The sequence below is a fragment of the Virgibacillus aidingensis genome (assembly GCF_010994035.1).
In the GTDB taxonomy this organism is placed as follows: Bacteria; Bacillota; Bacilli; order Bacillales; family Amphibacillaceae; genus Virgibacillus_N.
Genome location: NZ_WIXN01000016.1, coordinates 46,167 through 59,235, shown reverse-complemented (window position 1 = coordinate 59,235; position 13,069 = coordinate 46,167). Strand labels below are relative to the sequence as shown.

Here is a 13,069-nt window from a genome sequence, read left to right as displayed (position 1 = left end):
ACGGTTGAAAAACTCTCATTACTATGTGTGTAATCTCCACATGGACCAAGTGGACGGCATCTTGTCCCAACCGTCAATACATAAGCAAGGTTTTCTTAATAATTGTCCTGTCGAATCCCATTTAACGTGAGCTGCATGATCTCCTGAACATAACTTTATCAGCTGCGTTTTTATAAAAAAATAATCCCTTTTGCTCTAGAAATCCACGGCCCATATGTCTCACAATCATAAATTATCTTCTTTTCATCCTTCTTTTGTATCTAATAATAAACCAAATACGATCTCATCATGAATCGCTGCTAACTAGATCACAAGTCAGAATTACCCATTAAAGATTCATTTATATAGATGTTGTCAAATTTTTTATGCTTATTGTTTAATTATTACCTTTTTTCAATAAATTAAGATGATAATTCGTTTGATACTGGTCACGGTATATGTAAAAAGTCCTTCCCAATAGAGGAGCTGTCTCTTGGCTAAAGACTTGTAAACGGAAGGATTTCACTAGCTGGTGAATAATTACATAATTATTGATTAACTTCAAAATATAGTAATTTATTAATGAGCCGATGTACTCTTTTAACTATTCACCAAATACTATAATATATGACACCAAACTGGTTATAACCATTCAGTTTATAATCAGGTGCTGGAATAAGTATCAAAAAAAGGAGGGTTATCCGGGGATTTTGTATAATTTTTCATTATTTAATTTAATAGCATGACTAGATTTCAAAAGGTGGATGATATGATGTGAAAATTGTATAAGTAGCTTTGTTACAGTTCGTACTATATGACTGATATCAATCATACTAAGGAGTGAATAGGAATGATATCATTATCGAGAAAAAGCAAGATTATTAGTTTAGCAGCAATATCATTGTTATTGATAAGTCTTATCCCTTCTCCGGGAATCGCTAAAGAGACCACCACTGATGGGGCATCTGACGAGAATATATTCCCGGAGGAAGGGATTAATACGTGGATCCCTACAGGGGATTTTGCCACATCTTCATTGGTCAAAGTACCCCGGTTTCCTGACGAAATACTTGGAGATGCAGATGAACGGAATCTGCAATTGGCTTCAGTACGCAATGAACAGGTCTCAGCACAACTGGCAGTAGCCAGCACACAAAAAATAAATAACTTGAGCACTTCCATTAGTGAAATAACAAATGAAAGCGGTGCCGCAATTTCTTCAGAAAATATTGATATACGCTATGTAGGATATGTTCCGGTAAAAGAAAAAAGGGAAGTGGTTGGCGGAGCACTCATTGAAGATGTTGCCGGCAGAGCCGTTTCAGGAAAAAAAGGGCAGGAGGTTGTTGCGGATCCATTGCTGGAGTTATCAAAAATAGATGTTCCCAATAACGAAGCACAGCCAATTTGGTTTACCTTCAACATTCCAGAATCAGCTGAACCTGGGAACTATAAGGGAGAGATTACCCTTTCATCTGAAAACAATGAAACCATTACGTATGATCTTCAGCTAACTGTTCATGATGTTGAGCTCCCTAAGCCGGAAGATTATAATTTTAATTTGGATGTTTGGATGAATCCTAATGCTATTGCCGAAGAATACAATGTGGAACCATGGGAATCAGAGGCGCACTGGGAATTAATTGAAAAGTATTTTGCAGACTTGGCTGATAGGGGACAAAATGCGATCACGACAACAGTCATTCATCATCCATGGGCTGTCGCATGGAACAACTGGGAACCACAGACACAAGTAGGTTATGACAGTATGGTGAAATGGAAATATGATGGTGAAGATTGGAGCTTTGACTATTCCATCTTTGACCGTTACGTGGAAATGGGATTGGAAGCAGGATTAGGACCGAATATCAACGCTTATTCCATGCTAAACTTCAGAGGAGATCAACGAATAACCTATCTGGATGAAGAGACTGGCGAAATGGTTACAGAAGTGACGAATGTAGGCACTCCAATCTGGACGGAAGCATGGACGGCATTTTTGAATGATTTTACTGACCATCTTAAGGAAAATGGGTGGATGGACCAAACGTATATTGCTTTTGATGAGCGGCCGGCATCTTTGATGTCACCTGTGATGGATTTAATTAGAGAAGAAGCGCCAGAGTTTTTGGATCAGATCCAGGTTGCTGGTTCAACTGATGTTAATTCATATGCAAATATTTTATCCCTGGATTTTCATGCTTCAACACAAGTATCAGACGAATGGATTAAGGAGCGGCGTGAAAGTGGTAAAGAAACCAGCTATTATGTATGGGCAGGCGATACTCACCCGAACACACTATCTTTCTCACCTGCAGTGGAATCTCGAATGATGCCCTGGATTTCAGCAGATCGCAATTTAGATGGATTCTTACGCTGGGCATATAACAACTGGCCGAACGATATTTTCCAGAATCCAGTTTATGCCTTTACACAAGGGGATGAGTATTTCATCTATCCTGGAGAGAAGGGCCCGATGTCAAGTATACGCTGGGAGCTGCTAAAAGAAGGGATCGAGGATTATGAACTACTTCAAATTGCCAAAGAGGAGAACCAGGACAGTAAGGTGATAGAAGAAGCGTTAGATTTAGCTACAAGACAATGGGATGGACGAGAGAAAAATGTACTTGATGTTGAGCTCGCAAAGGAAATGATTATTGGTGAATTGGTTACAAAGAATGCCGAAGAAATGAAGAAAATCGCTGCTCAGTTTGAGGAAATCGGAGCATTTGGGAATACTTTAGCTGGCCATACAGTGAAGTTACATTTAATGTCTGTCAGTCATTTCGAAAGTAGAGGAGAGGCAACTAAGGTAATCAAGCATTTACAAGGGTTTAAACAACTACTTGATTTTCAATCCGATAATGGTGTTATTTCCGAGATGGCATACCACACCCTGAGAGAAAACGCAGATTCTTTAATTGATAAGTGGGAGCAGTAAGTACATTTCTCCAGCAGCAGCACGTGCCCGGTTCTCATACTTCATTTTCTTCATGGAGTATGAGAACTAGATCATCTTTCCTCACAGCATGAATAGAACACACACGTAACCATTGGAGATTAAAAAAAGGATGTGTCAATTTGATATTTAAGAGAATCATTTTTTTATTTATTTTATGTTTGTTTTTCGTAACAGCTCCGGTATATGCAGAGAAGGAAGAACAACAAGATGACACAGATACAAATGAAAGGGAGCCGTACAGGTCTGAAGACTATAAAATGTTCGCCAGCATTTCGGAAAACATGGTGCTCAATAAAAGCTTGACTGGCAATCCGGAAGTTATGGGGGATGATGGATTTGGTTTTCGAATACCTGCGCTTCTCAGAGGGATTACACCTGATGAAAATGATGAAGATGTGCTTCTTTCAATGGCGCATGTCGGCAATGATAGTGCAGACTGGGGAAATTTAAATATTGGAATCAGACGCAGCTTGGATAATGGAAAGACATGGAGTAACGTCGATACAATACTCAGTATGCCTGTACGTGATGCACCTCAAACATTCGATGATTGGGGGGCTGCATTTTATATTGATCCCGTTCCAGTCCAGGCGGATAACGGTGACATTGTATTACTGGTGGATATGTGGCCGGAAAGCAAAGGATTGCATGCTTCTCAATGGTTAGAAAACGGTACAGGACACACAAAAATTGATGGAGAGGACTATTTACTTCTGTATGATGGCGATTCAAAGGTTGGGGACGGCCAAATGGATGATTTAGGAAATGCTTATACCGTCCGGGAAAATGGTTGGGTTTATGATAGTGAAAACCAAAAAACCAACTATTACATCCCTCCGAATCATTCAGCCAATTATCAATACCAGACGATGGGGGATATGTATTATGCCGTTGGGGAACCTGACTATATAACTGCCGCCCCTCCACTCATACCCAAAGATCCAAGTGGGCAACCAGAAGGTATGGATGATATCTATGTAGGAAATATATATTTAAGCTATAATAAGCCCGAATTCAATGCTGATGACCCTGTATTTGTGCAAAAAAGAATCGTTGGACCTGATAAGGATGGGAATGAATACTCCAAATATCCAGAAGTAGAAACAAATCCTGCCCCTTTAAGAGCTGTTGTAACATCACGTTTGTGGGTAACAAGAAGCAGCGACTTCGGAAAAACATGGTCACAGCCAGTCGATATTACACCTCAAGTAAAAATACCGGAGGATGGTGCGTTTTTAGGTCTTGGACCTGGGACAGGAATTAATTTGAGCTATCAGGAAGATGCAAGTAAAAACAGTCGACTGCTCATGCCAGTATATGCATTAGGTAAGGGTGCGGCAATCTATAGTGATGATGATGGGGAGACTTGGAATAGGGCAACTTCAAGTAATGAAGGTTATATTAATAACATTGACGAAATGCAGTTCATTGAGCTTTATAACGGGAAAATCATGTCGTTTGGAAGACAGCAGGGTAAAGGGAAAACGCCGGTTTCGATTAGTGAAAATGGTGGCGAAACTTGGGGTGAGCAATTTTATAATGATTTACAATCTGTACAAGTTCAAAAGTCACTCATCACGTATCCAATGGTTTCGGATTCAGCTATGGAAGGTATTACAGATGAAAATTTTGATTATGTTGGCGGGATGCATGAAGATAAACAATATGTTATCACTTCCCACCCAACAGGTGAGCCGGATGATGCCTCACGAACAAACGGTGTAGTTGAACTAGGTGAAGTACAAGAAGATGGGGATGTAATATGGGTTGCGCAACGTTCAATGGAGTTAACGCCAAATCCATATGCTAATACGCAAGGATATGAAAATTTTTTCGCATATTCCAGCTTGGCAGTTTTAGAGAACGGGAATATTGGCATCTTGTTTGAACCACAGCCTAACAACTACATTGCTTATGCTGAATTTAATTTGGAATGGCTGAATGAAGGCGGAAATACACAGCTGCTACTGAAAAAACTTCCTGATTATAAGGAAGAATTTTCAACCCGGGAGGCTTATCGAAAAGTGGAAATTCATCTTAAAGCCATTAATAACTATGAAACCCGGGAAAGGGATAAAAAAGTTGTTAAACATCTGAATAGCTTGAAGAAGTTAATTAACTATCAAAAGGATAATAAATTGATTTCCACAGAGACCCATAACTTCCTTATGGTTAACGCCGATTATCTGATAGAAAAGTGGAATTGAGTTTGATATCAATATATCTATGATTTTGCCCTTCCCTATTTAGTGGGGAGTGATCAGCGTCACCATACCTGTCCCTGCGGCTCAGGGTGATATTGATTAATGAGTCACCAAAGTTAAAACACCCCCATCCGGCAGTTTTTTACAAACAACTTTACCGGATGAAAGGGTGTTTTATTTTAGATTTCCATCCATTTATATCCCATCGGGGCAAGGGTTACATCTACCTTTGATCCGTCTTCTTTATAAACGGACGTCTCTTCCTGTTCGTAAGAATTATTAATAATAACAAACATACCTGCTTCCGGATATGCTGCACATTCAGTTTGGATATTCGTTGTATACCAGTTCTTCATCAATGATTCCTGTGATGCAGCCCAAAAAATCGCCCTTAACAACAATCTCGTATTTTCGGGGCTGTAAGGGAGACCTGCCATGTAAACAGAACGTCCATGCCCGAATTGATGTGCTGCAAGTGTTACGTCGCCTTCTTCCATTGCGAGTACTTCCGTATTTCTATCTGATTGGTAAACGTATTTCATGCTTTCCCCAAAATCAATCGGTCCATTATGTTCTTCTGTAATGAAATGGGATCCCTCATGAAGTGTATTATATTTATCAAGACTTAAACTAAAGCCAATTTCTTTCTGAACACCTAAAACATCTGCCAGCTGGAAAAATGCTCCCTGATGTTCCATGGCCGTTGGCTCCCCTGCACCGATAAAACCGCCGCCGGCGTCGATCCATTCACGAAGGGTGCTGACCACTTTTTCATCCTTCCATGCTGCCCCGCCGCTCCAGGCCGTACCAGCATCACCTGCATTAATAATCACGCCAATATCTTCCGGGATGCCATGATGCTTTATATCTTCAAAACTGATAAATTCCACATCCACAGGCATGCCGCTTAAGCTTTCCAGAATTCCGTAATAGGAATAGACTTGTTTATACCAGATTGCATGATGCACATGATGGCTCATCCATGTTTTCGTTTTTCCCCAGCTGTTTAGAATGGCTACTTTAAAAGGGGCTTTATAAGATGCTGTTCCTTTAGAATAATCGTGAATCTTTCTGAATTCATCTGTTATTTCTTCCACTCTTTCCACAAACTCCGGAAAGTCCAAAGCCAAGCTTAAATAACCGCCATACCCCATGCGCTGAATTGGGCTTCTTAAAATGGCTCTGCGTGCCTGCATCCAGTTTTGATTTGCCTCTTCAACCGGCTTGCCGCCTTCTTTAAACGTATCAGGGAAAAAGTAAGGCAAAAAACGTCCTTCTGTATACTTCACATGCGGGATGTCAGAAATCATTCTTAATGTGGTGCCGTCCCCTACAGAGCCGACCACCGCATCCAAGCCGATATTTTTAAAATACTTACCATAAGGCTCTGTTCCCGCCCAGTGATCTCCAAGGAACATCATTGCTTCTTTACCATAGCTGTGAATAATATCCACGCATTCTTTTGCCAGTTCACTGACAAATTTTTGCTGGAAATCCATCCAATCCAAAAATTGCCTGCTTGGTATTCTGAAAGGGGAATTATAATAGCCCTCGTCAACCAAATCTTCCGGACGAAGTTTATAGCCTTTTTCTTTTTCAAACTCCTTTAATGCCAGCGGGCTGACTGTTGTACTGTATCCCAGCCAATCAACATATCTTTCCTCCGCCAAATCATTAAAGACTAATGTGAAATTATAAAAGAAAGTCGTAATCCTGACAACATCTGTATCGGGATGGTCATCCAGCCAGTTTCTCAGCCTTTCCAAAATATATTCCCGTGTTTTAGGGTACCTTGGATCATATGGCAAGTGATGTTCAGTATCCCAATTATTCGTAATATGATTATACATATGGACAGGATCCCATATTTGATAGGCAAGAAAATTCACTGTATAGCAGTGCCATTTATTCGCGTTTTTCAAAATGACTTCCTGTGTCTCCGTATCATAACTCCACTGCTCCGGACTCACCGCTTTTCCTGTTGTACGGTTGATCACTTCCCACCACTGTTTTGGATCATGATCTGTATCAGGTTGAACCTGTTGATCAAAATAGCCTTTTAAAATGGGGATGGTTACTTCTTCTGATTTTGCTGTAACGGCTTCAGACATCAGATAAATATGCTGTAATTCATCAAGATTTGCTTTCGCCCATTCCTGATCCCCGCGTGTGAAAAAGTATTTGGAATATACTTTATCTGCTATCGACTTAACTTCTTCCGGAATTTTTGTACCGTCGGAATCACGGACAGCATCCGCTCCCCATTTGTCCGCTATATGTGAAATTTCTTTCTCCAGTCCTTCCTCAACCGGTAGTGTTACCCGTCCCTTACCCATGTCTATTTCCTCCTGTAAACTGCACTATTTATTTTATATGGCCCTGCGGCCTGACATTTTAGATAACATTTTTCTGGTCATTTGAATGTATCAAGGACACTTAAGCCAGCACCAATTATTCCCTGGCTATTGCCCAACTGACTGATAGCCAAATGATCTAAAATATGTTTTTGTTCATCAATTAAATACGAATCAAGTTTTTCTTTAATCAGCTCTAATAAAATCGGGTTCTGTGTTATGACACTTCCGCCGAAAACAATTTTGTGCGGATCAAGCAAACTATTAATCATATAAATTCCTTGTACTATCGAAGAGGTAGCGTCCTCTATCAATGCTATTGCCAGAGAATCCTTATTATAGAATGCCTGGAACAAATTTTCGTTTGTCATGGCAGCTGCTCCCATACGCTCCATCGCATGTTTTTCTAAAGCTGGACCTGCAGCTGTTTTTTCGAGCCGCTCTATACTTTTCTCCTCATATGGCGCATAAACCGGCACTAGACCAACTTCCCCCGCAAAACCTGCCCCGCGGATAAATTTGCCCGCGTTAATAATAGAAGAGGAAATTCCCGTACTTATCGTCATGTAAACGAACAGTTCATCGGTCATCTGTGCGGCTTTCCATTCCGCGTATGCAGCCATATACACATCGTTATCCAGTGTCACCTTATCTGTTTTAAAATGATCTTGTATCCGCCTGGCAAACGGGAAATTACGCCACGGCAAATTGTTTTGAAAAACCGCGATGCCATTTTCCCTGTCTATTTTCCCGGGCACACCTGCTCCGATGCCGTAGATTTCTTTAAACGGGATACTCGAATGGTTCATCAGCTGCTCCACGCATTCAATTACTTTTTTAAACATATTTTCACGATCGGAAGGATCACTTTTAACCGTTTCTTTTTGAATGACGTCTCCTTGCTGGTTTACAATGCCGCTTGCAATCTTTGTTCCCCCTATATCAATGCCAATGGCATAATTCATACCTATTCCCCCTTGCTATAGTTTCATATTTTTTCCAGTAAAAATAATAGAATAATGATACTGAAGTGTTTGTTACACAAATTTTCTGTTATAGTTCCAAAGTAAAAATAGGAGGCCGGCAAGCCCAATTAACTGCATTAATAAATAAAGTTTTCCCACTGTCTGCTGTCCGTAAATAATTAAGAACATGCAAAACAGGAAAAAGACAATTTTTATTATACGAAATACATTATCCTTCATATCCATCTCCCTCTCCTAGCAGTTAAAAATTAATGTGTCCTGCAGTCTATCCTTTCACCCCGCCAACAGTCATTCCCTGTGTTAAACGTTTTTGGACGATGATATATAAAATAAGTGTTGGCAGCATCACTATAACCATTCCGGCGTACATCGGACCATAATTGACTGCAGCTCGTTCAGCAGCCAGCAAGTTCAGCAATCCGACGGGTAATGTTTTGTTTTCCCCGGGCATTAATGTCAGTGCCAGGATATATTCATTCCAAAACAATAAGAAGTTAAATAAAATAACGATAATGATACTTGGTTTGGCCATTGGCAGCATAATCGAAAACATCGTCCTGAAATGCCCGGCTCCATCAATACTTGCAGCTTCCTCAAAGTCGGAAGGAAGCGTTACAAAATAGCTTGATAATAGAAAAATGGTAAAAGGCAGCGCAGTTGAAGCATAGATCAGAGCCAGAATCACCCTGTTATTCAAAAACATGCCTTCTCCAAAAAGTTCTTGTAATCCTGAATCCCATCCAAGCAGCATGAGAAAAATCGGCACTGCAATATAACTTACATTAATAAATAAACCTGCTTTAACAAATGAATTTAAAAACTTGCTTCCCATAAATGTAAACCGCGACAAAACATAGGCAGCCGGCAATGCGATAACTAATAGGAAAAACAAGGAAAGCGTTGTAACAATCACCGAGTTTAATAGATATTCACCCATCTGTGCATCCCTGAATGCTTCAACGAAATTTTGTAAATGAATACCTTCAGGCAATGACCAGGGATTGCCGTAGAATTCAGCGTTCTCTTTGATGGATGCCAGGAATACCCATGCAACCGGAATAATGATAGTAATTGCAAGCGCAATAAGGGTGACATAAATAAAGATTTTATATAGTGTTTCTGTACGGATACCTTTTGATTTCTTCATAGAATATTATCCTCCTTAGTACTCCAGTACATCCCGTTTTGTAATGTGACTGACTATTCCCGCAAGCGCAAATGAGAACGTAAAGACAATGACCCCAATTGCCATGCCATAACCATACGTTGAGTTGCCATACGCTTGAGAGTACATGTAGGAAAGGAACACTTCCGTGGATCCATCCGGCCCTCCGCCTGTCATTGCAGTAACAAGCAGGAAGCTTAAGTTGATTGTACTGATAATATAAAAAGTCAGTGTGGTCCGGATATTATTCCAGATGAGAGGCAGCGTAATGCTTGTAAATTGTTTGAACTTTCCCGCTCCCTCAAGTTCGGCAGCTTCATAGAAGCTTGCCGGGATACTTGCCATACTGGACATGTACATCACCATATAATAACCGACCGCCTGCCAAACAAGCGCACCAGCAACACTGTAAATAACAATATCCTGATTCCCCAGCCACATCTGCTGAAAGCTTTCCAGACTCAGAACACCGAAGATGCTGTTCAGCAGTCCGGTGGACGGATCATAAACAGCCGAGAAAATTCCTGCGATAACAACAATGGATAAAATATTGGGAATGTAAAATATAACCCTGAAAAAGTTGTCTCCTTTGACTTTTTCTTTTGTTAATACAGCTGCAAAGAAAATCGCAAAAACAAGGGTAATAATAGCGACAAGAACAATAAGTACGATGGAGTTTTGAAATGCCTGAATAAAATTCGTATCATTCCACAGTACTTTAAAGTTATCTAACCCTACAAACTCTCTTGTGTTGGAAAATCCGCCCCATCTGTAGAGTGACATTCTAAATACTTCTACCGTAGGTGCGACCATAAATAGGGTAAACAAAATTATCGCCGGGCTTATACATACGATGATAAATATATTTCTTGATTTATTTTTGTTCACTTTTACTCGCCTCTCTTAATAAAGAAAAAATGACTATTTGGTTATGTATAGTTCGTACGACAAATTTAAAAGTAATAAAAAATTCAAAATGGCAAAGCGGCGAAACTTTGGATGCCCGCCGCTTTTACCTATCCACACTTTATGTTCAGCTTAATTCATTGCCGGTCTTAATTGATCACTGACCTCTTCGACAGCTTGCTGCCACTCTTCAACGGTAATATTTCCACTCATGACACTATCAATTTTTTCGTAAAGCTCTTCGGTAATACTCGCTCCCGGAACTGGTTCGGTAGATGCAAATGTGCCCATAGCCGGGAGAACATCTCCTTCTTCATATATACTGTAGTAAATCTCTTGTTCTCCATCTAATTTATCCACTATTCCTTCAATCGGCTGAATCGCTCCTGCTTCCATGAATGTATCTGCGGCTTCATCGGAATACATATAAGCAATAAACTCTTTGGCTGCATCAATATTTTTTGCTTCTGAAGGAATCCATATTTGTTCAAAAAACGTAAACGCATAGCGGTCTCCGCCATCTTCAAATGCCGGAATCGGCATCATGCCCCACTTAAAATCATCCGCACGCGGTGCTTCTGCCATCTCGCCTACCACCCATGAACCGTTTGGCATAAACAGTGCTTCATTGTCTAAAATTAGCTGCTGGTTTCTGGTAAAATCATTTGGATTGGCATTTGCGACTGTATTTGGATGCGTATAGTCAGCCAGTTTATCAATTGTTTCAAAAACAGTTGTTGCTTCATCCGATTCCCAGATACCGTCTTCATATGTCATCGCTGAATCATAGAAATCAGGACCGCCTGATGCGTACAGCATGGAACCTACCAGCGTATCAAAGTAACCTGCAAGCGGGTAAGTAAAGAGGGAAATATCTTCCTCTGCTGCTTCATCACCTATTGCAAATAGCTCGTCCCACGTATTTGGCACTTCCCATCCGTGATTTTCCAATAACGCTTCATTATAAAATAATCCGGTTGGACTATAAAACATAGGTGCTAAATACATCTCACCATCAGCATAAGGATTTGTTGCCAGTGTATCTGTAAATCCTTCAAGAATCTTATCTTCAACAGCAGCATCTTCACCTGGAACATTCATCGTTAAAACGTCTGAAATATTTTCGATACCATTTTCCTTGATTAATGTTTCGGTTAAGGCTTCTTCCCTGCCTGTGGCCAGCAAAAATACGTCCGGATAATCTCCTGCCTGCATTTCCGGGCGAACGACTTCCTCAAGGTTTTTTGCAGTTGTTAATTCAATGGTTACATTTTCATTTAATGCTTCATAATTTTCAGCAATATTTTCCCAGACTTCCGATCCATAAGCTGATTCCAGTGCCGCTACATGAAGTGTGACTTCCCCGTCGTCTGATCCTTCACTGTCTCCTGAGTTGCCGCCGGCTTCCTCGTCACCGCAAGCAGCTAAAGCAACGACCGCCAGGATGAACAATAAAGCTATAAATAGTTTTTTTAACTTCATTATGTTTGCCCCCTATTTTTACTTTTATCTTCTATTATATCGTACCGGTGCTAAAGCGCTTTCACAATAAAAATATTGTTGCTTTTTTTATGTTTATTGCTTTTTATCCATTGTACCTATAAAATACATGTAAATTAATGATAATATTAAAATAAATGTGGAGGGGTATCGATGTCTCATGAAGTTTATAAAATGAATGGAACGCAAAAAAGTCCAGTCCCATTCAAGCTGCTGTATATCGCCCATTCTGAATATGATAGGGGCTGGCACAGCACCTCACATACACATCATTTTACTGAGCTTTTTTATATCGTGAGCGGAAGAGGGGCTTTTGTTCTGCCCGACCGGGAAATTCCCGTTCAGAAAAATGACCTGGTTATTATCAATCCGAATATCGAACATACCGAGAAATCAAATATACAGGATTCACTTGAATATATTGCATTGGGTTTAGAAGGGATCACCTTTTCTCTTCCAAAAGAAGATTCACAAATCGGACTATTTACCTATCAGGGAGATCGGGAAGATATTCTCTTTTATCTAAGGAAATTATTGCATGAAGTGCAGCAGGGCGATAAAGATTTTGAAGTTATATGTCAAAATATTATTGAAATACTTGTGATAAAGCTTCGCCGCGCGAAAAATATTACAGTTCAAAACAACACACCACAGCAAATCAACCAATCTGTTGCACTGGTTAAACATTATATTAATCAAAATTTCCGTGAACCGGTAACATTGGATATGCTGGCTAAGGTAGGTAATATAAATAAGTATTATTTAGCACATACGTTTAAACAGGATATTGGTATTTCGCCAATTGAATATTTAAACCGGGTTCGCATAAAGGAAGCCCAGACACTGCTGGAAACAACCAACTTTACGATTGCGGAAATTGCACGATTTAATGGATTTTCATCCCAGTCTTTTTTCTCACAAGCATTTAAACGTGAAGTTAACCAAACCCCATCTGAATATAGAAAACAATTCCGCTGCCAAAATGCCAAGTCCAAGATGGCCGCAACATAGCA

At 40.1% G+C, this 13,069-nt stretch carries 9 protein-coding genes; 3 read left to right on the top strand and 6 right to left on the bottom strand.

What is annotated here, in order from left to right; all coding sequences use genetic code 11:
* Positions 1–829: 829 nt before the first annotated feature.
* Together GHD25_RS13790 and GHD25_RS13785 are read left to right on the top strand one after the other, a co-directional pair.
* On the top strand, positions 830–2,920 hold the full coding sequence (locus tag GHD25_RS13790) for a DUF4091 domain-containing protein (protein ID WP_164217799.1): 2,091 nt from the start codon (positions 830–832) through the stop codon (positions 2,918–2,920).
* A 140-nt stretch (positions 2,921–3,060) separates the two neighbouring features.
* On the top strand, positions 3,061–5,148 hold the full coding sequence (locus GHD25_RS13785; protein WP_164217797.1) for an exo-alpha-sialidase: 2,088 nt from the start codon (positions 3,061–3,063) through the stop codon (positions 5,146–5,148).
* A 176-nt stretch (positions 5,149–5,324) separates the two neighbouring features.
* Here the strand turns inward: GHD25_RS13785 and gnpA are convergent, their stop codons facing one another.
* The 6 genes from gnpA to GHD25_RS13760 form a co-directional block, all read right to left on the bottom strand.
* The gene (gnpA, locus tag GHD25_RS13780) at positions 5,325–7,481 is read right to left on the bottom strand and encodes a 1,3-beta-galactosyl-N-acetylhexosamine phosphorylase (RefSeq protein ID WP_164217795.1); all 2,157 of its coding nucleotides are present in this window, start codon (positions 7,479–7,481) and stop codon (positions 5,325–5,327) included.
* Positions 7,482–7,558: 77 nt separating this feature from the next.
* Entirely contained in the window at positions 7,559–8,464 is a 906-nt protein-coding gene (locus GHD25_RS13775; RefSeq protein ID WP_164217794.1) for an ROK family protein, read from the bottom strand.
* A gap of 72 nt (positions 8,465–8,536) precedes the next feature.
* Entirely contained in the window at positions 8,537–8,704 is a 168-nt protein-coding gene (locus tag GHD25_RS20425) for a DUF6903 family protein (RefSeq protein WP_462943784.1), read from the bottom strand.
* Positions 8,705–8,750: 46 nt separating this feature from the next.
* Positions 8,751–9,632 (bottom strand): carbohydrate ABC transporter permease, encoded by an 882-nt coding sequence (locus GHD25_RS13770; protein ID WP_164217792.1) that lies wholly within the window; start codon positions 9,630–9,632, stop codon positions 8,751–8,753.
* Between the two features lie 15 nt (positions 9,633–9,647).
* Positions 9,648–10,463 (bottom strand): carbohydrate ABC transporter permease, encoded by an 816-nt coding sequence (locus GHD25_RS13765; RefSeq protein ID WP_462943790.1) that lies wholly within the window; start codon positions 10,461–10,463, stop codon positions 9,648–9,650.
* A 225-nt stretch (positions 10,464–10,688) separates the two neighbouring features.
* A complete protein-coding gene (locus GHD25_RS13760; protein ID WP_164217788.1) occupies positions 10,689–12,038 on the bottom strand; it encodes a carbohydrate ABC transporter substrate-binding protein in 1,350 nt (449 codons plus the stop codon).
* Positions 12,039–12,209: 171 nt separating this feature from the next.
* Here GHD25_RS13760 and GHD25_RS13755 point away from each other — a divergent pair, with 171 nt between their 5' ends.
* Positions 12,210–13,067 (top strand): AraC family transcriptional regulator, encoded by an 858-nt coding sequence (locus GHD25_RS13755; protein ID WP_164217786.1) that lies wholly within the window; start codon positions 12,210–12,212, stop codon positions 13,065–13,067.
* Positions 13,068–13,069: the final 2 nt, after the last annotated feature.